Below are 24,080 nucleotides of genomic sequence, written 5' to 3'. Positions count from 1 at the left end.
GCCGGACGACCGGCTCAGGGGTGGGCCGGCTCGATCCGGGCCGTCACGTCGAGGTGTGCCGGTTGGCAGCCGGCCGTCGTGGCGAACCGGCGGACGGCGTCGTGGACGTGCTCGCGGACTCCGCCGGCGCGGGCGTCGCTGGTCAGGTCCACCCGGACCCACACGTCGGGGCACGGTGGCGTGCCGGTGAGCACCACCCGGGCCCGCCGCACCGCGGGTGCGCGCAGCAGGTCCCGTTCCAGCGCGCGAACGAGCACCTCGCTGGCCAGCCGGGTGCGACCGGGGAGGCTTCCGGTGCGGCTCAGCGTGCCCCGCAGTGCCCGGTCGGGTCGGCGTAGCGCCCGGTGCAGCAGGCGCTGGCCGGCGACGGCGGTCAGCAGCCCGGCGACCGTCGCGGCCAGGGTGCTCCAGGGCGTAGCGACCCGCCAGGCGTCCACCAGGCCGCCGCCGAGCAGGACCGCGTCGGGGTCGCCGAACGGCAGCGCGCCGGAACCGGCTGCCAGCGCGGTCGCCCCGCCGGCCACCAGCAGCAGCGCGACGATCGTCCACAGCAGGCGGTGCGCGGCGTCGGTCATGCCGGCCGCCGGTGGGGCAGCAGCCGGACGTCGACGCGGTCGGCGCGTGGCGAGGCGAGCTGACGCAGCTCCTGGCGTACGGCGAACTCGACTTCGGCACGGGCCGCCGGGTCGCCGGTGGCGCGCAACCGGGGCCGCCACCGGTCGCCGTGGCGCCGGACCCGCACTCGGGTCCCGCGTACGCCCGGCACGGTGTCCGCCGCGTCGGTCAGCCGGCGCTCCACGCACCGCCGGTGCAGGTGCCAGCCGTCGCGCTCGTCGACTCGCAGTCGGACGGGCGTCCACCGGCGCAGTTGGGCGACCAGGACGAGCAGGCCCAGCAGTACGGCGGTGCCGGCGGCCGCCTGTACGACGGGATCGTGCCACCGGGTGGTGGTCAGCGCGTCGTACCAGCCGGGGCGGATGAGCAGCGGCGTCGGGCGCCCCAGCGCGACCAGCAGCGTCTGCGCGGCCAGCAGGACACCACCGGCGAGCAGGGCGAGGCCCAGCAGCGCGGACGCCACCCGGTTGACGGTCGCCGTGGTCAGCTCGGGGCGTGCGACCGGTGGCCGCGACGCGGCGTCATCGGCCGAGCCGGTCACCACCACGTCCCGCACCGTGACCGTCACCGTGGCCACCGCGCGACCGGTGCGGGCGAGCACCTGTTCGGCGACCGTCCGGCGGACCGCGTCGGCGACGGCGGGCACGCTGTGGCCGTACCCGATGACGAGGTTCAGGTCGAGGCCCACCGACCGGTCGCCCACGCGGACCGTGGCCGGGCGGACGTCGGACACGCCCGGCACCCGAGCGGCCGCGTCGGCCGCGATCCGCCCGACCTGCGCCGCCGCGCCGGTTTCGCCGCCGGGGCGCGGCCCGCCGCCGGTCGGCGCGACGCTCGGGGCGGAACGGGTGGGGATGGGGCGCGGGGGAAGTCGGTGGTGTCGTCCCGTCCGGTCGGCGTTCGGTCGGCGGCGGATGGTCGGATCGCCGGCGGGGCGGGGCTGGCGAGCCTGACGCGGGCGTTCCTTCCGGGGGCGGTGAGCACCTGGCCCGCGCGCGGCGAGGGTGCCGAACTGCTGACGCGACATGCTCTGACCTCCCAGCCGGTCCGCTACGGGCGACCTCGCTGGATACACGCCGCCGGGTGCTCTGGAACGCGAACAGGATGTGATCCAGGTCACAGCAACGGGTCGAGCGCTGGCGTCGCCCGCCGACCCTTGCCAGGCTTCTACAACGTTGTAAGACATGCGTCGTCCGCCCGAGGAGGCCCCGATGCGCGTACCCCCGGCTCAGTCAGCGGCACCCGCCACCCACCCCACGGCCGACGACGACGTCCCGGTCGAGGCGCTCGGCGACCTCTACCGCGACGGCATCACCGCCTGTCGGGGCGCCTTCGACCCGGCCTGGGTGGAGCAGGTCGGCAGGGACGTGGCCGCCGCGTTCGAGGAGGCGCGTTCGCGTCCCGACGGCGCGGTCGGACGCGGCCCGCAGCGGTGGTACGTGGAGATCCATCCGGAGCAGCTGACCGGTTTCGTGGAACTGGTCACCCATCCGTGGGTGATGTCGGTCTGCCGGGCGGTCCTCGGCGACGACTACGAGATCGTCGAGCTGGGCTTCGACATCCCCTTCCCCGGGGCGGCGATGCAGCCCTGGCACCGGGACTTCCCGATGCCGGACGAAACCCGCCGGCAGCGGCGGCTCACCTCGCTGGCGTTCAACCTGACCACCGTCGACACGGTGGAGGAGATGGGGCCGTTCGAGATCGCCCCGGGCACCCAGTGGGACGACGGGGCCGACTTCGACCACGAGATGTTCCCCCCGAGGGAGCGCTACCCCCGCTATCAGCGGCGGGCCGTGCGCAAGTACCCGCAGCGCGGTGACATCTCGGCCCGGTCGGCGCTGACCATCCACCGCGGCACCCCGAACGTCTCCGACTTGGCCCGCCCGGTCCTGGTGCTCGGCGTCGACGCCCCCGGCGCGGGCAACGCCGCCCACCACGACATGGCTGTCACCCGGGGGTACTGGGAGCGGTTGCCCGTGGCCGTTCGGGAGCATCTGCGCTGCCCGGTGGTGGACCAGTTGGAGCCGATCCGGCAGAAGCACACCATCGAGGGCCTGGTCATGGGCGCCGCGGAGTAGGCGCACCGGCGACCCCTGCTCGCGCGCCGGCGGGGCCGCGCGCCCGGCGTCGCCGGCCTTGACTTCCGGCATCGACCGGAGCGAGGATCCAGTGACGTTTATCGATGACGGGGGTCGTTGATGAGGAACCGGATCGTCTCTCTGGCCGTCGCCGCGCTCGCCGCCGCCTCGGGTGTCCTCGCCGTGGTCGTCCCGGCATCCGCCGCCAGCGGGTGCGCGGCGCAGCTCCAGCTCCGCTACCAGTACCCGTCCATGTCGGGCGGCGAACTCACGGTGCTGAGCGTCGGTCAGCCGCTCGCGGAGTGGACGTTGAGCTTCCCGCTGCACTACCCGACAGAGCAGATCAAGAACGTCGACGGTGTGCGCTGGGAACAGCACGGCGGGCAGGTCACGATCCGCAACCTGCCCGGTGTCACGTTGCCGGCCGACCAGCAGGTGTCCTTTCCGTACGTCATGACGCACGGGGTGCGGGTCGGCGGGCCGGAGACCTTCACGCTCAACGGCGTCACCTGCACGACAGTGCTGCCCCGGCCCACGCCGACGCCCCCGTCGAGCCCGCCGCCGATCTCGCCGAGCCCGCAGCCGAGCGCATCACCCAGCACCGGCCCCGACCCGAACCTGCCGACCGTCGAGATCACGAGCCCGGAAGACGGGGACCACTTCTTCGCGCCGGCCACCATCCCCGTGGAAGCCACCGCCACGCCCGCGCCTGGCCGGCGGATCACCCGCGTCGAGTTCTTCGGCTCGACCTTCGAGGGGGATACCCCGCTCGGCACCGACACGACCGCGCCGTACACCGCCCAGTGGCGTGATCTGCCGGCCGGCTACTACAGCCTTTACGTCCGCGCGTACGACGACCAGGGCGCGACGCAGACGGACTGGTCGTCGGTCGTCCACGTGTTGACACCTGGCGAGGAGCGGCAGGCGCCGTACGTCAGCGTGGTGCGCGACCAGCTCTGGGGCATCTCCCCGGTCATCGACGCGGCCGCCCCCCGACCCCTGACGCCGCTCGTGCGCACCGGCGCGGAGGCCCGCTGCGTGCAGGGGCGCGGCATCTGGGACGGCCCGGTCGACGCCACCGCCGTGGCCAGGCTCGCCGCACGCGGCGTCCAGGCGGTGTACGTCCCGCTCAACGAGGCCTGCTGGCTCGGCCTGTCGTACGTGGACCCCCGCTACGGCGGTGAGCCGTACCGGCAGGAGATCGTCGCGTACACGCAACGCTTGACAGTCGCCGGCATCACGCCCATCGTCGCTCTCGGCTGGAGCCACGGCCGCTACACCGGGCCGGGGGCGACCTGCCGGGACGAACGTGCCGTCTGCGCCAAGCCGATGCCCGACGCCGCGTACGCCATGGACTTCTGGGAGAGCGTCGGTTTGACCAGCTTCGGCGAGACGGTGGTGTTCGACCTCTTCTCGGCGCCGTACCCGGATCGGGCGATCACCGACCCGGCCCTCGCCTGGACGTGCTGGCGTGAGGGCGAGGTGGCATGCTCCGCGCTCGGCTATCCGACGGTCGGCATGCGGCTGCTGCTGGCCGCGGTCCGGACTGGTTCCCGCAGCGTGCTGCTGGCCAGCGGCCTGAACGGCGGCAACGACCTGTCCCGGTGGGCCGCGTACCGGCCGGAGGATCCGGTCTACAACGTCGCCGCGGCCTGGCGGCCGGCGGCGCCCGGGACCTGCCGTCCGCCGACCCTGCCGCAGGCCCCCGTCGTCGTCACGGCGGTCTGCCGCTAGGGCAGCGGGCGCGGGCGCTGCGCAGTCGGCCGGGCCGCACCACCGGGACGGGTGATCGACCGCCTAGACTCGGCGCCGTTCGACCGACCGGCGGATGGATCAGGCACATGACGAGCAGTGACGGCCGCGGCTGGCTGCGGGCGATGCCCGCCGATGGTGGACGCGACGCGCTGTTCGACCGCGCCGGCCACCGGGTGTACGGGACGTGCCGGCTCAGCGAGCTGGTGCAGGGGCGCCCGCCCGGCGTCACCGGCAGCCAGTGGGGGTCGGCCAGCCGGACGGCGTTCGACCTCGTGGTCGGTGACGCCGACACCGGGCGGCCGGTCGTCGCCGTGGCGATCGGCCCGGTTCCGCCGGCCGGGTCGGCCGAGCAGCGCGCCGAGCGCCTCACCGACGCCGTGAGCGCGGCCGTCGGGCTGCCCGTGCTGCGCGTCGGGTCACCGACGTTGCGGGCCGCCGAGCACGGCCGGCGCCTCGTCGAGTACGTGCTCGACGCGCGCGCCTACGCGGCCGGTGCCACCGTGGCGGGCGCCGAGGACGAGCCCGCTCCGGTGGGCTTTCGCGACATCCTCGGGCGGCTTCCGGACGGCCGGACCGGCCCGGTGAACGACCTCGGCGCGCTGACCCGGGCGGCGGCGGTCGAGGCGTACGTGGCCGGGCGCCTGGCCGACCCGATCGTGCGCGGGTTGCACGTGCACTGGACCGAGGGCCCGGCGCAGGGCTGGAGCTGGGTCCAGGTGCGCCCGGACGCGTGCCTGATCGAGCGGGTCTCGGTGACCGCGCAGCGCTTCTCCTGCGGCGTCGACGTGGCCCGGCTGGCCGAGGACCTCGCGACCGTCGCGATCGGCGAACGGCTGCGCGTCGTACGGCCGGACGGCCCGGACCTGCTGGCGCGCGCGGACCTCACCACGGAGATCGTCGCGCTGAGCCGGCGGCGGGACGAGCTGGTGGGTGGTTTCGCGTTCGACCACCTCTGCGCGGACTGACCGGCCACTTTCCCTGCTGAACCCCGCTCCGCAGCCGATTCGCTCGGCGGCGGAGCAATTTTCTGTGCGCGGGTTGAACCTTCCCCGTCGCCGTCCCGTACTCCTGCGCGAACGAAGAGGATCTCCCCGACCGCGTCGACCGGACGCGGGAGACGGTGCGGAAAGGGCATCGTCGGCCATCGACACGTTACCGGGTAGGTCGCGGTGGTCGCCGCCGTGGCGTGCCATCTCACATCCGTCGGTCCGCCGAGGGCAGGAATCCACTACCGGATCGAGAAGGAGAGCAATTCGATGCGCAGGTCCACTCGGGCGCGCCGGTCACCCGGCATCGCGCGGAGCAAGCGTCTGCTGGCCGTTGTCGGCACGCTCGTGGTGTTCGGCGGAGTAGTCGCCGTCACCCAGATCTCGTCGGCCCAGGACCGGCGGACGAACAAGCCCCGGCCCGCCGCCGGACAGTGCGTGGAGCCGAGCCCCGGCTCGACCGCGCCGAGCGGCGCCTCGACCAGCCGTACCTGGCAGAACGGTCGGTGGGTGCGTAACCACTGGGGTGACGGTCAGGAGTCGGTGGCGGAGTGCGAGGACGGCAAGGACGGCACGGTGGGCACCGGCTCGGCCGTCGCCTGCCCCGATGTGGCGGCCAAGCTGCCGCAGGTGCCGGATCGGGCGCGAGCCGAGGTCGACCGTAATCTCGCGCAGTTGCAGACCCAGATCGCCGAGGCCGATCGCCGGCTGGCCGCCGAGGGCAACAAGGGCGCCGCTTTCATCCGCAATGCGATCCTGCAGCCGCTGGCCGGTAAGCGTAAGGCGGTGCTGGACCGGATCACGACCGCTATCGACCGGGTCGGACCGCGTCCGCAGGGTTTGGCGCAGCTTGCCGAGTGCCAGGTGCAGCCCACCGGTAACAACAACGGCGGCAGCACCGGCGGTGGGAACAACAACGGTGGGAACACCGGCGGTGGCACCAACAACGGTGGGAACACCGGCGGTGGAAACAACGGTGGCGGCAACAACGGCGGAAACAATGGTGGCACCGCCCCCGGCGCGGGTCTCGGCGTTCTGGCCAACAACTGCGACGAGAGCCAGTTGCAGGCGCACGACGGTTTCCAGAACGGCAACCGGTGCGTGAGCACCGAGTTCGGTGAGGTCGGCGCCGCCGCCAACAACCCGTCGCTGCTGATCACCCAGTTCCCGCAGCAGGTCGGCCGCAACCAGCCCTTCACCCTGCGGGTCAGCACCAAGAACCTGGTCCGTGACCGCTTCCTCGCTGCCGGTCAGGGTGGCTACTACGTGGAGAGCTCGCTGCTCAACGACCAGGGCCTGGTCCGGGGTCACTTCCACACCGCCTGCCGGATGCTGGACAGCCTGACCGCGCCGCCGGAGCCGCAGGAGGTGCCGGCGTTCTTCGTCGCGACCGAGGACGGCCGCGGTGGCGCCCAGCCGGACGAGGTGACCATTCAGATTCCGGGCCTGCCGGAGTCGGGTACGGCGCAGTGCTCGGTCTGGGCCGGTGACGGTTCGCACCGTCTGCCGATGATGGAACGGGCGAACCAGACCCCCGCGTTCGATTCGATCCGCATCAACGTCAACTGATCGTCGATCGGCGGCCGGCCACCTGGGCGGACAGCACCCGGGTGGCCGGCCGCGCACACAGCGACGGGGTCCCGCCGTATTGGCGGGACCCCGTCGTCGTGCGGTGCGTCAGCGGCTCTTGTACGCCTCGACGACCTCGACCGGGATCCGGCCCCGCTCGGAAATCTTGTAGCCGTTCTGGACGGCCCATTCCCGGATCGCCCGGTTCTGCTCGCGGTCCATTCCGGCACCGCTGGGTCGCCCCGGCCGCCGAACTGTCCGCGTGTTCTCCGCAGGGCCCCGACCGATCCGCCGACCCGCATTGATGTACGGGTCCAGCGCCTTCCGCAGGACGCCGGCATTCTCGTCCGAGACATCGATCGTGTAGGCCACGCCGTCGAGACTGAACTCGACCGTCCGGTCGGCCTTCCCGCCGTCGAGGTCGTCGGTCAGCACCGTGATTACTTTTCTCGCCATTGCCGATTACTCCCTGTGTGTGGCGGGATGTGTCCAAAGTCTGACCTACTACCCGGGGAATCCGCAACAATATGCGTCCCATTCATTTCGGCGCGTCGCGATTGAGTGCGTACAAAACCGTGAACCGACGCGGAATCGCGGGCGTTGAACCCCGCGTCAATCGGTAAGCAGGCCGGCGTGGCCGGCGACGGCCGCCGCCTCCGCGCGGTTGGCGACCCGCAGCTTGCGCAGCAGCGCGGCGGTCATCCGTTTCACCGTCCGTTCCGAGACGTGCAGTTCCTCGGCGACGTCGACGGTGCTGCGGCCGGCGGCAATCGCTCGCAGCAGGCGGCGCTCCTCGGCGTCGAGGTCGACCGACGCGGCGCGGGAGGGCCCCAGCAGGGCGCGCAGCAGTTCGGCCGGCAGCACCGCCCAGCCGTCGAGAATGGCCAGCAACGGGGGCAGCAGCTCCTCGGGTTCGCTGGTCTTCGGCAGGAACCCCTCCGCGCCGGCCCGCAGCGCCTCCAGCGCGGGTGTCGGATCGGTGGAACCGGACATGGCGACCACCCGTACGCGTGGCGTGGTCCGCCGGATGGCGGCCACCGCCCGGACGCCGCCGGGCGGTGGCATGTGCAGGTCGACAAGCGCCAGGTCGGGGTGGCAGCGGCTGACCAGGGTGGCCGCCGCGGCGGCGTCGCCGGTCGAGCCCACCACCTCGGCGCGTCCGTCGGTGGTCGCCGGAAGCAGCAGCTCGAGGCCGCGGACGAAGAGGGGGTGGTCGTCCACGACAGCGAGTCTGAGGGTGGGGGCGTCCGGCATGTCTGCGCCGTTCCCCAGCGGGTACCGATCATGCGGGTACGCACCGAACGGGGGGAGTCGGATGCATGCGGGCACGCCACGGCTGGCAGGGGTTGTTGCGAGGGTTGCGTCGGACCGGGCCGGGGCCGGGCGCCGAGCCGCCAGTGGGCGTGGACGCGGACCTGCTGCTGCGCGTGTTGTGCCACGAGTTCCGTACCCCGGTCAGCGCCCTGACCTCGTTGACCCGGGCGCTTGCCGATGACCGGCGGCCGCTGACCGGCGCGAACCGGCGGGCGGTCATCGAGCTGGCGCGCGACCAGGCCGCCCACCTGCAGGGCCTGCTGCGGGACGCGACGGCCGGCGTCGGCGCGTTGGCGCCGACAGCTCCACCGGAAGCCACTGTGCCCCTGGCCGGGCTCCTGCGGGAGGTCGCCGCGCTGGTGCCGGCGGGCCGGCGTCGGGCCCGCGTCACCCGCCGGGCGGGTTCCTGGCCGGTCCCGGCCGGCCGGACCCGGCAGGTGTTGGTGAACCTCGTGCAGAACGCGCTGCGCCACGGGCCGGCCGGGGGACACGTCGGGGTCTACGCGGCGTTGCGCGGGCCCGGCTTGAGCATCGTGGTCACCGACGAGGGGCGGGTGGACGAGGCGCTGCTGGTCGCGTTGCGCCGCCCGGCGCCGGAGGTCGGAATGTCCGGGCTGGGGCTGTGGATCGTGCGGCAGCTGGTGGCAGTCGACGGGGGAGTGCTGCGCGTGCACCGGCTGCGGCCCCGAGGCGTGGCGCTGGAGGTGCTGCTGCCGGTGGTCCACCCGCCACGCTGACCCCGGCGGGACACGGGTTGGCCCGGGCGGGTCAGCGGGATGGGAATCGTCCTCGGTGCCAGCAATCCAGCCCCGAGGAGGGTCTCATGTTCAGCCACGTCAAGGACCTGCAGTTCGAAGCCAAGCCGGACGCTCCGGACGCCGCGTTCGCCCGCCGGCTGCAGGAGGTTCTGGGCGGCAAGTGGGGCGAGATGACAGTCGCCAACCAGTACCTGTTCCAGGGGTGGAACTGCCGTCTGCCCGGCAAGTACAAGGACCTGCTGCTCGACGTCGGCACCGAGGAGGTCGGCCACGTCGAGATGATCGTCACGATGATCACCCGGCTGCTGGACAACGCTCCGCTGTCGATGGCGGAAGCCCTCTCGGACAACCCGGGAGGTGGGGCGGTCTACGCCGGGTCGAACCCGGCGCACTTCATCCACAGCGGCGGCGGAGCGCTGCCCGCCGACAGCAACGGGGTGCCCTGGAACGGGGCGTTCATCACCGCCAGCGGCAACCTGCTTGCCGACTTCCAGCTCAACGTCACCGCCGAAGCGCAGGGCCGCCTGCAGGTCGCCCGGCTGTTCAACATGACCGACGACCCCGGCGTCAAGCAGATGCTGCGCTTCCTGCTGGCCCGCGACACCATGCACCAGAACATGTGGCTGGCCGCCATCGAGCAGCTCAAGGAGGACGGCCTGGAGGACATGCCGGTGCCCGAGGCCTTCCCGGATTCCGGGGAGTTCACCGACGAGTTCGGCTACACCTACCTGAGCTTCTCCTCCGGCACCGACGCCGCCCAGGGGCGCTGGGCGTCCGGGCCCGCGCCGGACGGCAAGGGCGAGTTCCGCTACGGCGACAGTCCGCGCGCGAACGCCCCCGAGCCGGTGCTGCCGCCCGGCGACCCGCGGCTGTACGGCACCAACCCGGGGGTGGCCGGCAGCGTCGTGAACACCGTCAAGAACAAGCTCACCTGAGGTCGTCTCGTCGGGTCGCCCGTCTCGCACGGGCGACCCGACGGGACCGGCCCACCGAGGAAACGAGGAGAAGCACATGGCCGTCGTCGCGCCCGTCCGGGACACCGCAGTCGTCCCGCTGTCGCGTACCCGGGTGAAGTTGGTGGTCTGCACGGTGTTGACGGCGCTCGCCGTCGGCGTCGGGCTGCCCGCCCGGGTGGTGCTCGCCCTGTCGTTGACCAGCCTGGCCATCCCCGTCGCCGTGGCGCTGGCCGGCGGCGTCCGGGCGGTCCGGGAACTGGTGCTGCCGGTTCGCCCGCCGTCGCCGGACAGTGGTCTGGGTCACACTCCGGAACAAGGGGAACGCTTTGTTACTTGAGTGAGACACGCTCAACTCAACGCGATAGCAGGTGTTCGATGGCAACTCTTCCGGTACTTCCCCTGACCGACGCCGTGCTGCTGCCCGGCATGGTCATCCCGGTGACCCTCGACCCGACCACCCAGGCCGCCATCGACGCGGCCCGGGCGACCGGCGACCGCAAGCTGCTGGCCGTGCCGCGTATCGACGGCGAGTACGGACCGGTCGGCGTGGTCGCCACCATCGAGAAGGTCGGCCGGCTGCCCGACGGTGAGCCCGCCGCCGTGGTCCGTGGCCTGTCCCGGGCCCGGATCGGCTCCGGCGTGCCCGGCCCCGGCGCCGCCCTCTGGGTCGAGGCGACCGAACTCGACGAACCCGCTCCCGCCGGCCGCGCCCGGGAACTCGCCCGCGAGTACCGCGCCCTGGTGACCTCAGTGCTCCAACAGCGCGGCGCCTGGCAGGTCATCGACGCGGTGGAGCGGATGACCGACCTGTCCGAGCTGGCCGACTCGGCCGGCTACGCGCCCTGGTTGACCCTGGATCAGAAGACCGAACTGCTCGCCGCGCCGGACGTCACCGCCCGGCTGGAGCTGCTGGTCGGCTGGGTCAAGGCGTACCTGGCCGAGCAGGAGGTCACCGAGCAGATCAACAGCGACGTCCGCGAGGGCCTGGAGAAGTCGCAGCGGGAGTTCCTGCTGCGCCAGCAGCTCGCCGCGATCCGCAAGGAGCTGGGCGAGGACGAGCCGGACGGCTCGGCCGACTACCGCTCCCGCGTGGAGAGCGCCGACCTGCCGGACAAGGTCCGCGAGGCGGCGATGCGCGAGGTCGGCAAGCTGGAACGGGCCAGTGACGCCTCCCCGGAGGCGGGCTGGATCCGCACCTGGCTGGACACCGTGCTGGAAATGCCGTGGGGTACGCGTACCCAGGACAACACCGACCTGGCCGCGGCCCGGGCGGTGCTCGACGCCGACCACGCCGGCTTGGCCGACGTGAAGGACCGCATCCTGGAGTACCTCGCGGTGCGCAACCGCCGGGCCGAGCGCAACCTCGGCGTGGTCGGCGGTCGTGGCTCCGGCGCGGTGCTCGCCCTCGCCGGTCCTCCCGGGGTCGGCAAGACCAGCCTCGGCGAGTCCGTGGCCCGGGCGCTCGGGCGCAACTTCGTCCGGGTGTCGCTCGGCGGCGTCCGCGACGAGGCGGAGATCCGCGGTCACCGGCGCACCTACGTCGGCGCGCTGCCCGGTCGGATCGTGCGCGCCCTGCGCGAGGCCGGCTCGATGAACCCGGTCGTGCTCCTCGACGAGGTCGACAAGCTGGCCTCCGGCTACGCCGGTGACCCGGCCGCCGCCCTCCTGGAGGTGCTCGACCCGGCACAGAACCACACCTTCCGGGATCACTACCTGGAGGTCGACCTGGACCTGTCCGACGTGCTGTTCCTGGCCACCGCCAACGTGGTGGAGTCCATCCCCGGCCCGCTGCTGGACCGGATGGAGCTGGTCACCCTGGACGGCTACACCGAGGACGAGAAGGTCGCCATCGCCCGCGACCACCTGCTGCCCCGGCAGCGGGAGCGGGCCGGCCTGACCGCCGACGAGGTAGGCGTCGCCGACGAGGCGTTGGCGCTGATCGCGGGGGAGTACACCCGGGAGGCGGGCGTCCGCCAGCTCGAACGGGCTCTGGCCAAGATCCTGCGCAAGGTGGCGGTGACGCTGGCGACCGACCCGACACCGGTACGCGTCGACACCGACAACCTCACCGGCTACCTGGGGCGGCCGAAGTTCACCCCGGAGTCGGCCGAGCGCACCGCGGTGCCCGGCGTGGCCACCGGCCTCGCCGTCACCGGCGCCGGCGGGGACGTGCTCTTCATCGAGGCGACGAGCATGGAGGGCGAGCCGGGGCTGACCCTGACCGGCCAGCTCGGCGACGTCATGAAGGAGTCGGCGCACATCGCACTGTCGTACCTGCGCTCCAACGGGCGTCGGCTCGGCATCGACCCGAACGCCCTGGCGGGACGCCGGATCCACCTGCACGTCCCGGCGGGCGCGGTGCCCAAGGACGGCCCGAGCGCCGGCATCACCATGGTGACGGCCCTGGCGTCCCTGGTCACCGGGCGGGCGGTGCGCCCCGAGTTCGGGATGACCGGTGAGGTGACGCTCTCCGGTCGGGTGCTGCCGATCGGCGGGGTGAAGCAGAAGCTGCTCGCCGCGCACCGGGCCGGCCTCACCGAGGTGATCATCCCGGCGCGCAACGAGCCGGACCTGGACGACCTGCCGACCGAGGTGCGCGAGGCGCTGACCGTGCACACCCTGGCCGACGTGGCCGACGTGCTCGCCCTGGCGCTGCGCCCGGCCGACGTCCAGGCGCTGGACGGTCCGGCGCTCTTCGCGGCCTGACACCTGCATCGATGACCCCCGTCGTCCGCACGGACGGCGGGGGTCATCGCTGTGCGCGCATCGGGGGCTACTGTCTCGCCTGCAACCTCAATCACCTCTCCGCCGCGAGGCGGTGCCCCCGGAGGTAACCCCCGTGAACCTGGTGCTCTGGATCATCCAGATCCTGCTCGCCGTCGTCTTCGCCGGCGCCGGCCTGGCCAAGCTGACCCAGCCCAAGGACAAGCTGCGCGACATGATGCGGTGGGTGGACCCGGTCCCGCCGTCGCAGGTCAAGGCCCTCGGCGCGGTCGAGGTGCTGGCCGCCGTCGGGCTCGTGCTGCCCGCCCTCACCGGCATCGCCACCGTGCTCACCCCGCTGGCCGCCCTCGGGCTGGTCATCGTCATGGTCGGCGGCATCCTGGTGCACCTGCGCGACCGCAACAAGCGCGACACGGCGGCCGAGCGTCGGACGGAGATCCAGGGCGCGATCACCTGCGCGGTGCTGCTCGTCCTCGCCGCCGTCGTCGCCTGGGGCCGCTTCGGGCCGTACTCCTTCTGAGGCCGACACGCCGGCGACCGTCGTACCCCGGCGGTCGCCGGCGGCTCGCTCAGCGCCCCTCGCCGCCGCGGTCGCGACGAACCGTGGCCTTGCGGCCCTTGATGGTGCTGGAGCGCAACCCCGAGATCACCTCGTCGGCGACGCCCTGCGGCACCTCCACCAGGGAGAACCGGTCGGCGATCTCGATCGAGCCGATGTCCCGGCCGCGGATTCCGGTCTCGCCGGTGATCGCGCCGACCAGATCCTGCGGGCGCACCCCCGCGCGCCGGCCCAGACCGACGAAGACCTGGACGGTGTTGCCACCGCCCGAGCGGGGACGACCGCCGCCGCGCCGGTCGCCGCCCCGGCCACCGGCCTCCGGCCGACCCTCGCGCGGGCCGCGCACCGGCGCCTGCGGGATCTCCTCCTCGTCGTCCGAGCCCGGGGACGTCACCTCGTGCGCCAGCTTCACCGCGGCGAGCGCGACCTCCATCAGGTCGAACTCGTCGGTGAGCGTCTCCACGATGACCCGGAACGGGTCCAGGTCGTCCTCCAGCAGGCTCTCCCGCAGCGCCGCCTGGGTCAGCTCCAGCCGGCGAGTCCGCATGTCGGCCACCGTGGGGATCTTGTCGATGGTGATCCGCTGGCCGGTCACCCGCTCGATCGTCTTGAGCATCCGGTGCTCGCGCGGCTCGGCGAGGGTGATCGCCACGCCCTCCCGACCGGCCCGGCCCACCCGGCCGATCCGGTGCACGTACGACTCCGGCGCCGACGGCACGTCGTAGTTGACCACGTGGGTGAGCTGCTCGACGTCCAGCCCGCGCGCGGCCACGTCGGTGGCAACCAGCAGGTCGGCGGTGCCGGCCCGCAGCCGGCCCATCACCCGGTCGCGCTGCTCCTGGCTCATCCCGCCGTGCAACGCCTCGGAGCGGTAGCCCCGGCCGTTCATCGTCTCGGTCAGCCGGTCCACCTCCTCGCGACTGCGGCAGAACACGATCGCCGCCGTGGGCGACTCCACGTCCAGGACCCGGCCCAGCGCGGCCGGCTTGTGCGCCCGCGTCACGATGTACGCGCTCTGGCGCACCCGGGGCGCCTCGCCGGCCACCGTCGGCTCCCGGCCGATCTCGATGCGGACCGGCTCGCGCAGGTGCTGGCGGGCCATCCCGTCGATCCGGGACGGCATGGTGGCCGAGAACAGCACCGTCTGGCGCTGCGCCGGAGCGTGCTCCAGGATCGCCTCGATGTCCTCGGCGAAGCCCATGTCGAGCATCTCGTCGGCCTCGTCGAGCACCACCGTGGCCAGGCCACCGAGGCGCAGGGTGCCGCGAGCGATGTGGTCGAGGGCCCGACCCGGGGTGGCCACGACCACATCGACGCCGCTGTCCAGTGCCCGCAGCTGCCGCCCGATCGGCTGCCCGCCGTAGATCGGCAGCACCCGCGCACCCAGGTCCTTGCCGTAGCGGTGGAACGCCTCGGACACCTGCACCGCCAGCTCCCGCGTCGGCACCAGCACCAGCGCCACCGGGTCCCCGCCGTCGCGGTGCGCCTCCATCCGGTGCAGCAGCGGCAGCGCGAACGCCGCCGTCTTGCCGGTGCCGGTGGCGGCCTGACCGAGCAGGTCCCGGCCGTCGAGCAGCGGCGGGATGGCCTCGCGCTGGATGGGGGTCGGCTCCTCGTAGCCGAGGGCGGACAGCGCGCCCAGCAGTTCGGCGCGGAGCCCCAACTCCGTGAAGGCGTTCACCTCGTCGGCGCCGGCGGGGGTGGTGTCGGTCGGTGCGTCGTGCTGTGCAGGTGCGGAACTCATGGGGTCAAGCCTTTCATCACGACTCAGCGGACGCTGAGCCGACCGGCACAAGAGCGCGTGCGCCCCTCAAGATCCGCGCAACTTCGGGGAAAGTGCTGCCTCCGCGACGCCCGAAGCAGCACTTTCCCCGAACTTGTGTGGATCACGAGCGGCGTGGGCGTGTCAGGCATCGGTGGTGAGGATCGCGAGGATCATGATGCCGGCCAGTGCCGTGTCCAGGACCCCGCAGAACTCCGCGTAGCCGCGGGGCACCACCCGTCCGCTGCGGTGGTGCACCACGTCCCAGCCGGCGTGCGCCAGCCAACCGAACGCCACCAGCCACGCGGCCGTCCGCCCACCGGCCAAGATCGCGATCACCATCAGGGCGACCCAGACGGCCAGACCGGCCAGCTGGCTGGCGAGCACGCCCGGCCCGCGCAGCGTGCGCCGCACCACACCGATCAGCAGGTACCCGCCGGGCAGCACCAGCAACGTCCACGGACTGAGCACCGTCGGGTCGACCCACATGTCCACGGTCACCAGCAGCGCCAGCCCGGTCGGCCAGCGGCGGGCCAGCGCCAGCGCCGCCGGGTGCCGGCGTACCGCCGCCGGTGTCTCGTGCCGGTGTCGCACCGCCACCAGCACCATGGCCGGCACCATCAGCAGGTGCCCGCCGACCATCAGCGCGTCGCCGTCCAGCAGGCCGGCCCAGAACGGCAGGAGCAGCAGCAGGAACGGAACGTACATCGCGGCGACCATCTCGCCGACCCCACGCCAGTGGTGCGCCCGGTAGCGCATCCACACCGTCATCCCGACGCTCATGTTGGTGGCCATCACCAGGGCGGCCACCTCGGGGCGGTCGAGCGCCGTACCGGCCCCGAACAGGGTGCCGGCCGTGTGCCACAGCGGGCCGAGCAACACCATCCCGGCGATCATCGCCAGTGCCATCTCGCCGAGATGCCATAGCAGCCGCCGCGTGCCGCCGACCGACGCCGCGTCCGAGGGCGTCGCGTCGGCGGGTGCCGGGCAGTCGCCCGGCAGCGATCCGGGCTGCGGTACGGAGGGAGCGTGGTCCGCGTACATCCGTGTCTTCTCCATGGCGTTGACCCTGCCGGCGGTCCGGGGCGGTGGGCAGGTTCGTCCATCACGGGAAATCCGTGCGAAGCGCGCGGTCCGACCGTGACAACTCGCACGGGTGGACCGGGCGCGGGGCGGTCCTACGATCGACGCGTGACGAGCGAGGTGTCGACGCCCCGGGCGGATCGCCGGCTGCGCCGGGCCCGGCTGGCCACGTTGCTGTCGCTGGCCGGCGGTGTGTGGGCGACCGTGCTGCTGCCCGCGGTCGGCCTGACCCGGGAGCCGCACGCCGGCCGCGTCGCACTCGGCGCGGTCGGGATCCTCGCCTTCGCGGCCACCCAGACCGCTGTGCTGTACGCGGCGGTCACCCCCTGGCTCGCCCAGCGGTGGCGACGCCGCGCCCAGCTCGCGCTGGCCGTCGTGGCGGCGCTGACCGTGCCGCTGGTGGCCCCGGTCGCGGCCGGGGTCTGGCCGACCTGGGCCTGGATCGGCGCTGCCCTGGTCGGGATGGCCCCGCTGGTGGTCCGTCTCCCCGGCGCGCTGGCGGTCACCGCCGGCACCCTCGGGGTGTCGGCGGCGGTGGCCTGGTGGACCGGCGGCCCGGTCGGGCGGTCCCTGGCCGTGACGGGCGGGATCGGCGTGGCCGTGGCCGCGGTGAACTGGTTCCAGGTCTGGTTCTGGGACCTGCTGGTGGAGGCCCGCCAGGGTCAGGCCGCCCAGGCCCGGCTGGTCGCCGCCGAGGAGCGGCTGCGCTTCGCCCGCGACGTGCACGACCTGTTGGGGCACAGCCTCACCGTGATCGCGTTGAAGGCCGAACTGGCCGCACGGCTCGCCCCGGTCGACCCGGCGCGGGCCGGCCGGGAGGCCGCCGAGGTGCAGCGGCTCGCCGCGTCCGCGCTCACCGAGGTCCGCGAGAGCGTGCACGGCTACCGCGCGGTGGATCTCGGTGAGCAGTTGCAGGCCGTGGCGGAGGTGCTCCGGTCCTGCGGGGTGCGCTGCACGGTGCCGTCGCCCCCCGTCGACCTGCCGCAGCCGGCCGCGACCGAGCTGGCGGCGGTGTTGCGCGAGGCGAGCACCAATGTTTTGCGGCACAGCCGCGCCGACTGGTGCCGGATCCGCATCGACCGAAAGGAGAACGTGGCCAGGATGACCGTCACCAACGACGGGGCCGACGAGAGCGGTCCGGACGCGCACAGCCACGGCCTGCGGGGTCTGGCCGACCGGCTCGCCGCGGCCGGGGGAGAGCTGCGGGTACGTCGACAGGACGCGGTGTTCACCATCGAGGCCACCGTGCCGGTGCCGTCGTGATCCGCGTCCTGCTGGCCGACGACGAGGACCTCATCCGGGTCGCGGTCGCCGCGCTGCTCGGCCTCGAACCGGACATCGAGGTGGTGGCCCAGGCCGCCGACGGGCCGACGGCGGTCACCGCGACGCTCGCGCACCGCCCGGACGTGGCAGTCGTGGACCTGGAGATGCCCGGCCTGGACGGCATCGCCGTCGCCGCGGAGCTGGCCCGGGCGCGTCCCGAGTGCGCGGTGGTCGTGTTGACCGGGCACGGCCGGCCGGGGCACCTGCGCCAGGCGCTGACCGCCGGGGCGCGGGGTTTCGTGCCCAAGGGCTCGCCCGGCGGCGCGTTGGCCGACGTGATCCGCCGGGTGCACGCCGGCGGCCGGTACGTCGACCCGTCCCTCGCCGCCGACGCGCTGACCCTGCCGGCGTGCCCGCTGACGCCACGGGAGTTGGAGACGCTGCGGCTGGCCGAGTTCGGCGCACCGGTCGCGGTGATCGCCCGCCGGGTGCACCTGTCCACCGGCACGGTGCGCAACCACCTCTCCGCTGCCGTGCAGAAGCTCGGCGCGACCGACCGGGCCGAGGCGGTACGGGCCGCCAGGGACAACGGCTGGCTCTGATCCGCGCCCATCCCGGGGGAGGGCGCTGATCAGCGGGCCCGTCCCGCAGGGCCGGCACTCGGGGCACCGTGTTCGGGCTAGCGTGTCTGCGTGCGTACGGTGGAACTGGTCTGCTCGCCCGGGTTGGACGTCGCGATCCGGACGGCCTGGGGTCGGTTGGCGGCCGCCGGGTTGCCGAGTCTGGCCCGCAACATCCATCCGACGAACCGGCCGCATCTGACCATGGCGGCCGTGGACGGGTTCCCGTCCGGTGTCGAGCACCGCCTGGCCGAGTTGTTCGACGCCGCGCTGCCGGTGCCGGTGACCCTCGACCGGGTCGTCGTCCTCGACGGCAGCGCCCCGCTGGTCTGGCTCGTGCGGCCCACGCCGGCGTTGACCGCGCTGCACGCCGCCGTCTGGGACGTCCTCGACCGGGCCGACGGGCACCGCCCCTGGCACGCCCCGGGAGCGTGGGTGCCGCACCTCAGCCTGGCGCTGCGGTTCCGCGACGCGGACCTGCGGATGGCCCGCGCCGTGACCGGTGGGCAACGGCCGGCGGGAGCGTTCGTGGCCGCTCGCAGCTACGACGGTACGGACCGGACGGTGACATCGCTCGGATGAGCGCGATCGGTGGCAGCTGAGCAGTCCGACACGCCGAGTGTCGTCCTGCTGAACTGCCACCGATCGCCGCGTAGTGCCGACCAGGGGCGACGCGTCAGCGGTAGAAGCGCAGGTAGTCGAACCGCGCGGTGACGGCCGGCTCGGCGCCGCCGTGCGCGACCAGCCCGATCCGGGGGGTCGTGTCGGCGGGGAACGTCCACACCGCACCCCACGTCCAGGTACGCCCGTCCCGGCTGGACCCGGCCCGGAACTCGTGCTCCCCGGTGGCCCGGTCGACGTGGTGTGCGAGGCGTAGCCAGGTGGTGCTGGCCGGCGTGCCGACGATGCTGCCGCCGTACACCGGCTGGCCGGCGAAGGGCAGCTCGTAGCCGTACTCGACCTGCCGGGTGTTCCAGATCGCCACCTGCGTCAGCCGGGCGAACCGGTCGTCGTCCACGTAGGCGACCAGGCCGGCCTGCTGGTAGTTGCGGACCGTCTCCTCGCCCAGGTCCAGCGTCACAGTCGTCTCGACGACGTAGTCGCCCCTCGGGGCGTCGCGCAGCAGCACGCCTGCCGTGTTGCCGGTGCCGGTCAGGTCGGCGGCCTGCACGGGCCAGCGCAGCGCCCCGTCGGCGACGGTGGCCGCCGGGTCCGCGCGTACCCACCGCCAGTCGCTGTCGAGCCCGCCGTCGAACTCGTCGGAGTACGCCGGCAGCGGCGCACCGACCCGGGGCTCGGGCACGGCCCGCCGGGCCGGCTGGTACAGCCGCGCCACGCTGACGTTGTCGAACTCGGCGGTGCCGCCGGTGGCCGTCAGCCCGGGTCGGCCGGTGACCGGGCGGTCCAGCCGCAGGGACACCACGGCGAGCTGGTCACCGAGACGGGCGGGGCTCAGCTCGGCGACGAGCTGCTGTCCGCGTACCTCGATGGCCAGGTTGTGCCGATCGCCCACGTCGAGCCCGGTGGGCAGTGGCGTGCTGGCCTGGCGGCGGCCGTCGCGGGCGACCAGGCGGCCGGCGGCGGCGTCCACCCGGACCTCGACCCGGTCGCCGAGGGTGACGCCGGCGCCTGTCGCGCCGGTGACTCGCAGGTCGGCCTCCGCGCGCACGTCCCCGCCGACTGTGGTACGGCTGGTGAGCGCGCCGCTGCCGCTGAGCCGGCCGTCGGTGACCCGCCACTGGCCGGCGCGCTGCCAACCGGCGAGGCTCGCGGCGTCGAAGCGTTCGTCGACGCGGCCGGTGGTGACCGGCGCGGGTCGGGTGCCCTCGGACGGGCCCGCGCCGGCGTTGACCGTCGGCCAGCCGTCGATCCAGTCCAGCCGGTCGAGCAGCATGGGGCGCTCGTTGATGCCGAACGGCTCGTCGAGGTACGGATCGGCCCGGTCGATGGCGTGGTAGACGATCCAGTCCTGACCGGACAGGTCGGTGATGAACCCGTTGTGCCCGGTGCCGATCCAGCGGTTGCCGTTCTGGGTGAGCACCGGTGTGCCACCGGCCCGGGACGTGGTCAGCGCGACGCCGTCGCGGTCGGTGAACGGGCCGCGTGGGCTGCGCGCGCGTCCGACCTGGACGGAGTAGCCGGTGGCCGGGCCGGCGCAGCAGTTCGCGGTGGACGCGAACAGGTAGTACCAGTCGTCGTGGCGCAGCACGTAGCTGCCCTCGAACTTGTTGTCGATGGCCACCGGCGTCGGGGCGCCGACCGCGCGCAGGCCGTCCGGGCTGAGTTCGGTGACCGAGATGCCGCCGTAGTAGCTGCCGTAGTAGAGGTAACTGCGACCGTCGACGTCGGTGAACTGGCTCGGGTCGATGGTCCACAGCCAGCCGCCACCGCCGCCGGGGCGCGGGGCGACGACCGGCTGGTCGGCAAACGTCCACGGCCCGGCGGGGCTGGGGGCGGTGGCCGCCCCGATCGCGTAGTCACTGCCCTCGGCGGAGACTGTGGTGTCGGTGACCGTCACGTACATCACCCACCGGTCGCCGAGCCGGCGGACGTCCGGGGCCCAGTACGCCGCGCCGGGCGCCGCGTAGGGCGGGTGCTGGTCGGGGCCGAACGCGTCACCGACGGACGCCCAGTCGACCAGGTCGGCCGAGCGGGCGGTGGGCACCCGGTGGAACACGCCCTCGCCCTCGCGCAGCGGGTCGGTGGTGCCGTAGGCGTACCAGAAACCGTCGTCGCCGCGCACGACGACCGGGTCGGCGAAGGTGTCGCCGATGTCGGCGGAGATCGGGTTGCGATAGCCCGACGGGCCGTCGGAGGCGGTCGCCGCAGCGGTGGCGGAAGCGGTGGCGGCCAGGATCAGACCGAACGCGGCGGCGAGCGCGCCGCCCCGGCGGAGGTGTCGCATGGGGCCTGCCTCTGGTGTGGGGTGTCGACAAGGGTCGCTGTGTGCCTCGTTTCTACAACGATGGATACAACGTTGTAAAGAGGTGTCGGGCGTCCGGCTCCGGTGCTGACGCTCGACTGTGGTTCAGGCCGAGGCGTGAACGGCGGCCAGGTGGGCGAGGGCCTCGGCGCTGGGACTCCCCGGCTCCGGTGTGCCGACCAGCAGTTGCTGACCGGGCGCGTCGCGGACGTCGAAGGTCTGGTAGGTCAGCTCGATCCGGCCGACGTGCGGATGGTGCAGGACCTTGAACATGCGGCTGAGGCCGCGCACCGTCTGGTCCTCCCAGAGGCGGCGGAACTCCGGTGAGCGCTGCGATTCGTCGGCCACGAGCGCCTGGATCCCCGCATCGTCCGGAAAGAGACCGGCGTTGAGCCGTAACGCGTGCACGACGTTCTCGGCCAGGGTCGGCCAGTCCGGAAAGAAGGCGCGCGCCTGCGGGTGCTCGAACAGCACACGCACCATGTTGACGGTGTCCCCGAACGGTGCCAGCAGTGCTGCCGCCACACCGTTGGTGGCCAGCACGTCGAACGCCGGACCGAGCACGTAGGCGGCGGACGTGGGAAAGGCGTCCAGCAACCGCAGCAGCGCCGGATGGACGGACTCCCGGGAGCTGTCCGGGCCCCGGCTCGGGTTCAGCCCGGCCAGCCGGAACAGATGACCGCGCGCGTCCGGATCGAGCCGCAGAGCCCGTCCGATCGCGTCGAGCACCTGTGCCGAGGGGTTGCGTTCCCGGCCCTGTTCGAGGCGGGCGTAGTAGTCGGCGCTCACGCCGGCCAGCACCGCGATCTCCTCGCGCCGCAACCCGGCCACCCGCCGGTCGCCGCCCCCGCGCAGCCCGACCTCGCGCGGGTCGACACGGGCGCGCTGCGCCCGCAGGTACGCGCCGAGACGATTGCTGGTGGCGGCCATGTCCACCAGCCTAGAGCTCGCGTCCCCCGGCCTCGGCGCGCTCCACGGCGACGACGGCGGTGACCGACGACGCCGGCCGCCGACAAACCGACGTCGGCCCTGAAACGTGCCGCACCTGCCTGAACAGGTCTGCCGAGGGCGCTACTGCCAGGGTGCCGCGCACCCAGGAAAGGCCGCCCTTCCGGGGCGCGGGACCCCGCGGGATGGTGGAACGCGCGGTACGTCGCCGCAGGCACCAACCGAGAGCAGGAGCAGTGATGACCGGCCCACACACCAAGATCGTCCTTATCACCGGCGCGAGCAGCGGCATCGGCGAGGCCACCGCCCGCCGTCTCGCCGCCGACGGCCACCACGTCGTGCTCGGGGCACGCCGGGTCGACCGGCTCGCCGCGCTCGTCGACGAGCTGCGCGCCACCGGCGGCTCCGCCGAGCACCAGGAACTGGACGTCACCAGCCGCGAGAGCGTGGCCGCGTTCGTCACCGGGGCGCATGACCGGCACGGTCGCGTCGACGTACTGGTCAACAACGCCGGCGTGATGGCCCTGTCCACCCTCGACGCGCTGCGGACCGACGAGTGGGACCAGATGATCGACGTCAACCTGCGCGGCACCCTGCACGGCATCGCGGCTGCCCTCCCACTCATGCGGGCACGCGGCAAGGGTCACCTCATCACCATCGGCTCCTCCGCCGCCTACCGCGTCGACCCGACCGCCGCCGTCTACTGCGCCACGAAGTACGCCGTCCGGGCGCTCGCCGAAGGTCTGCGGCAGGAGAGCCGCGACGTCCGGATGACACTGGTGAGCCCCGGCTACACCCAGTCCGAACTCACCGAGCGTGGTGGCGATCCGGAGATCCAGGCCGCGGTCCGCGCCGCGACCGACGAGCTGGGCATGCCGGCCTCGGCGGTCGCCGACGCCATCGCGTACGCGATCGCGCAGCCCGACTCCGTCGACGTCAACGAGATCGTCCTGCGTTCCACGGCGCAGGGCTGACCGTCCATCACCATGGAGGCGACCATGAGCGAAGCACTCGAAATGACGACCCTGCGTCTCGTCGCCGGCCTCACCGTCACGGACTTCGTCAGGGCGAACGAGGACATCGACGACTACCTGCGGCAGCAGCCCGGCTTCCGGTGGCGTCGCATCACCGAGGCCGACGACGGCACGATCACCGACATCGTCGCCTGGAACTCCGCCGCCGACGGCCGGCGTAGCGCCTCCGGAATCATGACGCGGATGGCCGACTCGCCGGTCCACGCGACGATCGACCACTCCACCGTCGACTTCCGGATCGTCCCAGTGCGGCACCGCATCCCGTGATCCACCACGGGACGAGACAGTGACCCTCGTCGACGCGGCGTCCACGCCGACCGGGCCCGCCTGATCGGTGCGCTGGCCCTCGGCGATGATGGGGCCATGAGTGGTGGCGTCGACGGCGGGGGAATGGCCGAGCTGGCAGCCCTGCTGGCCGACGGCACCCGGGCCGGCATCTGCCTGGCGCTGCTCGACGGGCGGGCCTGGACCGCCGGCGAGTTGGCCCGACGTGCCGGCGTCGCCCCGTCCACGGCCAGCGAGCACCTCAATCGGCTGGTCCGGGGTGGGCTGCTGGTCGAGGAGCGGCAGGGCCGGCACCGCTACCTGCGCCTGGCCGGACCGTCGGTGGCCCAGCTGATCGAGGACCTCGCCGGGCACGCGCCAGCCCCTCCCGCGCCGACCACGTCACTGCGCGCGGCGGGTGCCAGCGCCGCCCTGGCGTACGCCCGGACCTGCTACGACCACCTCGCCGGGCGGCTGGGCGTCCTGCTGTACGACGCGCTGCTTGCCGACGGCCGGCTGGACCGATCCAGTGGGTTGGCGCTGACGCCCGACGGGTGGGCCTGGGCGGCCGGGTTGGGCGTACCTGTGGACGTGCTGCGCGCCGCCCGCCGACCGGTGGTCCGCGACTGCCTGGACTGGACCGAACGCCGGCCGCACCTCGCCGGAGCGCTCGGCGCGGCACTGCGCCGCCGCTTCGCCGAGCTGGGCTGGATCACCCAGGGCGCCGGGCGGGCGGTACGCCTCACCCCGATCGGCCGCGCCGCCCTGGCCGGGAGCCTGGGCGTGCCCGAGCACATCCTCATCCGCGACACGCCCGCGGCACCGTCCAGCGGCCGAGCCTGACCCGCCGCCCGCCGCCCGCCGCCCGC

23 protein-coding genes are annotated in these 24,080 nt (G+C 73.4%); 15 read left to right on the top strand and 8 right to left on the bottom strand.

Annotation, left to right across the window (positions count from 1 at the left end; genetic code table 11):
- Positions 1-14: 14 nt before the first annotated feature.
- Complete coding sequence (locus tag B0E54_RS26185) at positions 15-575, bottom strand: hypothetical protein (RefSeq protein ID WP_234588774.1); 561 nt, start codon at positions 573-575, stop codon at positions 15-17.
- Positions 572-1,642 (bottom strand): Asp23/Gls24 family envelope stress response protein, encoded by a 1,071-nt coding sequence (locus B0E54_RS26180; RefSeq protein WP_234588772.1) that lies wholly within the window; start codon positions 1,640-1,642, stop codon positions 572-574. The genes B0E54_RS26185 and B0E54_RS26180 overlap by 4 nt, the downstream gene beginning before the upstream one ends.
- A 184-nt stretch (positions 1,643-1,826) precedes the next feature.
- Between B0E54_RS26180 and B0E54_RS26175 the strand changes: the two genes are divergently transcribed.
- The 4 genes from B0E54_RS26175 to B0E54_RS26160 all read left to right on the top strand — a co-directional run bounded on the left by B0E54_RS26175 (position 1,827) and on the right by B0E54_RS26160 (position 7,003).
- The gene (locus tag B0E54_RS26175) at positions 1,827-2,693 is read left to right on the top strand and encodes a phytanoyl-CoA dioxygenase family protein (protein ID WP_234588770.1); all 867 of its coding nucleotides are present in this window, start codon (positions 1,827-1,829) and stop codon (positions 2,691-2,693) included.
- Between the two features lie 120 nt (positions 2,694-2,813).
- On the top strand, positions 2,814-4,427 hold the full coding sequence (locus tag B0E54_RS26170) for an Ig-like domain-containing protein (RefSeq protein WP_234588768.1): 1,614 nt from the start codon (positions 2,814-2,816) through the stop codon (positions 4,425-4,427).
- A gap of 107 nt (positions 4,428-4,534) precedes the next feature.
- Positions 4,535-5,413, top strand: a complete 879-nt coding sequence (locus B0E54_RS26165) for a hypothetical protein (protein ID WP_234588766.1) — start codon at positions 4,535-4,537, stop codon at positions 5,411-5,413.
- A 291-nt stretch (positions 5,414-5,704) separates the two neighbouring features.
- A complete protein-coding gene (locus B0E54_RS26160; RefSeq protein ID WP_234588765.1) occupies positions 5,705-7,003 on the top strand; it encodes a hypothetical protein in 1,299 nt (432 codons plus the stop codon).
- 108 nt (positions 7,004-7,111) lie between these two features.
- Here B0E54_RS26160 and B0E54_RS26155 read toward each other — a convergent pair whose 3' ends face one another.
- Positions 7,112-7,459 (bottom strand): Lsr2 family protein, encoded by a 348-nt coding sequence (locus B0E54_RS26155; protein ID WP_234588764.1) that lies wholly within the window; start codon positions 7,457-7,459, stop codon positions 7,112-7,114.
- Between the two features lie 156 nt (positions 7,460-7,615).
- A complete protein-coding gene (locus B0E54_RS26150) occupies positions 7,616-8,224 on the bottom strand; it encodes a response regulator transcription factor (RefSeq protein ID WP_234588763.1) in 609 nt (202 codons plus the stop codon).
- Between the two features lie 98 nt (positions 8,225-8,322).
- On the opposite strand from B0E54_RS26150, the gene B0E54_RS26145 reads away from it, so the two are divergent.
- From B0E54_RS26145 to B0E54_RS26125, 5 genes are all read left to right on the top strand, one after another.
- Positions 8,323-9,054 (top strand): sensor histidine kinase KdpD, encoded by a 732-nt coding sequence (locus B0E54_RS26145; RefSeq protein WP_234588762.1) that lies wholly within the window; start codon positions 8,323-8,325, stop codon positions 9,052-9,054.
- 86 nt (positions 9,055-9,140) lie between these two features.
- The gene (locus B0E54_RS26140) at positions 9,141-10,010 is read left to right on the top strand and encodes a manganese catalase family protein (RefSeq protein WP_234588761.1); all 870 of its coding nucleotides are present in this window, start codon (positions 9,141-9,143) and stop codon (positions 10,008-10,010) included.
- Positions 10,011-10,086: 76 nt separating this feature from the next.
- Entirely contained in the window at positions 10,087-10,368 is a 282-nt protein-coding gene (locus B0E54_RS26135) for a hypothetical protein (protein ID WP_234588760.1), read from the top strand.
- 38 nt (positions 10,369-10,406) lie between these two features.
- Complete coding sequence (gene lon / locus B0E54_RS26130; RefSeq protein WP_234588758.1) at positions 10,407-12,737, top strand: endopeptidase La; 2,331 nt, start codon at positions 10,407-10,409, stop codon at positions 12,735-12,737.
- A 133-nt stretch (positions 12,738-12,870) separates the two neighbouring features.
- A complete protein-coding gene (locus tag B0E54_RS26125) occupies positions 12,871-13,275 on the top strand; it encodes a DoxX family protein (protein WP_234588757.1) in 405 nt (134 codons plus the stop codon).
- A gap of 49 nt (positions 13,276-13,324) precedes the next feature.
- Here the strand turns inward: B0E54_RS26125 and B0E54_RS26120 are convergent, their stop codons facing one another.
- Both B0E54_RS26120 and B0E54_RS26115 read right to left on the bottom strand, forming a co-directional pair.
- Complete coding sequence (locus tag B0E54_RS26120) at positions 13,325-15,058, bottom strand: DEAD/DEAH box helicase (protein WP_234588756.1); 1,734 nt, start codon at positions 15,056-15,058, stop codon at positions 13,325-13,327.
- A 162-nt stretch (positions 15,059-15,220) separates the two neighbouring features.
- Positions 15,221-16,135 carry a hypothetical protein gene (locus B0E54_RS26115; protein WP_234588755.1) on the bottom strand — a complete coding sequence of 305 codons (915 nt, stop codon included), beginning with the start codon at positions 16,133-16,135 and terminating at the stop codon, positions 15,221-15,223.
- Between the two features lie 132 nt (positions 16,136-16,267).
- On the opposite strand from B0E54_RS26115, the gene B0E54_RS26110 reads away from it, so the two are divergent.
- The 3 genes from B0E54_RS26110 (at position 16,268) to B0E54_RS26100 (ending at position 18,624) form a co-directional block, all read left to right on the top strand.
- The gene (locus B0E54_RS26110) at positions 16,268-17,422 is read left to right on the top strand and encodes a sensor histidine kinase (protein ID WP_234588754.1); all 1,155 of its coding nucleotides are present in this window, start codon (positions 16,268-16,270) and stop codon (positions 17,420-17,422) included.
- Positions 17,419-18,024 (top strand): DNA-binding response regulator, encoded by a 606-nt coding sequence (locus tag B0E54_RS26105; RefSeq protein ID WP_234588753.1) that lies wholly within the window; start codon positions 17,419-17,421, stop codon positions 18,022-18,024. Before B0E54_RS26110 ends, B0E54_RS26105 begins: the two co-directional genes overlap by 4 nt.
- 90 nt (positions 18,025-18,114) lie before the next feature.
- A complete protein-coding gene (locus tag B0E54_RS26100; RefSeq protein WP_234588752.1) occupies positions 18,115-18,624 on the top strand; it encodes a 2'-5' RNA ligase family protein in 510 nt (169 codons plus the stop codon).
- 94 nt (positions 18,625-18,718) lie between these two features.
- On the opposite strand, the gene B0E54_RS26095 is transcribed toward B0E54_RS26100, so the two are convergent.
- Complete coding sequence (locus B0E54_RS26095) at positions 18,719-20,947, bottom strand: family 43 glycosylhydrolase (protein ID WP_234588750.1); 2,229 nt, start codon at positions 20,945-20,947, stop codon at positions 18,719-18,721.
- A 123-nt stretch (positions 20,948-21,070) separates the two neighbouring features.
- On the bottom strand, positions 21,071-21,895 hold the full coding sequence (locus B0E54_RS26090; RefSeq protein WP_234588748.1) for a helix-turn-helix domain-containing protein: 825 nt from the start codon (positions 21,893-21,895) through the stop codon (positions 21,071-21,073).
- 257 nt (positions 21,896-22,152) lie between these two features.
- On the opposite strand from B0E54_RS26090, the gene B0E54_RS26085 reads away from it, so the two are divergent.
- From B0E54_RS26085 to B0E54_RS26075, 3 genes are all read left to right on the top strand, one after another.
- Positions 22,153-22,887 carry an SDR family oxidoreductase gene (locus tag B0E54_RS26085; protein ID WP_234588746.1) on the top strand — a complete coding sequence of 245 codons (735 nt, stop codon included), beginning with the start codon at positions 22,153-22,155 and terminating at the stop codon, positions 22,885-22,887.
- A 24-nt stretch (positions 22,888-22,911) separates the two neighbouring features.
- Positions 22,912-23,214, top strand: coding sequence for a hypothetical protein (locus B0E54_RS26080; RefSeq protein ID WP_234588744.1), 303 nt, complete (start codon positions 22,912-22,914; stop codon positions 23,212-23,214).
- A gap of 96 nt (positions 23,215-23,310) precedes the next feature.
- The gene (locus B0E54_RS26075; RefSeq protein WP_234588742.1) at positions 23,311-24,054 is read left to right on the top strand and encodes a helix-turn-helix transcriptional regulator; all 744 of its coding nucleotides are present in this window, start codon (positions 23,311-23,313) and stop codon (positions 24,052-24,054) included.
- Positions 24,055-24,080: the final 26 nt, after the last annotated feature.

The sequence above is a fragment of the Micromonospora sp. MH99 genome, assembly GCF_021442385.1.
In the GTDB taxonomy this organism is placed as follows: domain Bacteria; phylum Actinomycetota; class Actinomycetes; order Mycobacteriales; family Micromonosporaceae; genus Micromonospora.
The sequence above is the reverse complement of the archived record's forward strand: the minus strand, read 5'-3'. Positions and strand labels throughout refer to the sequence as shown.